The sequence below is a fragment of the Furfurilactobacillus siliginis genome (assembly GCF_001437435.1).
Lineage (GTDB): Bacteria > Bacillota > Bacilli > Lactobacillales > Lactobacillaceae > Furfurilactobacillus > Furfurilactobacillus siliginis.
Map to the genome: position 1 here is coordinate 1 of NZ_JQCB01000048.1, position 252 is coordinate 252.

The following is a 252-nucleotide window of genomic DNA, read 5'->3' on the forward strand; positions in this document are numbered from 1 at the left end:
AGCGAGAGCCAATCCGGCTCAACTTCATTGAGTGAGAGCCAATCTGGTTCAACTTCACTAAGTGAAAGTCAATCCGGCTCAACTAGCTTGAGTGAAAGTCAATCTGGTTCAACTTCATTGAGTGAGAGCCAATCCGGCTCAACATCACTAAGTGAAAGTCAATCTGGTTCAACTTCACTAAGTGAAAGTCAGTCAGGCTCAACTAGCTTGAGTGAGAGCCAATCTGGTTCTACTTCACTAAGTGAAAGTCAG

At 44.4% G+C, this 252-nt stretch carries 1 protein-coding gene; it reads left to right on the forward strand.

Annotated elements, in window-relative coordinates; translation table 11 throughout:
- On the forward strand, nt 1-252 hold a 252-nt coding region (locus IV55_RS10480; protein ID WP_191979325.1), incomplete at both ends, for a hypothetical protein.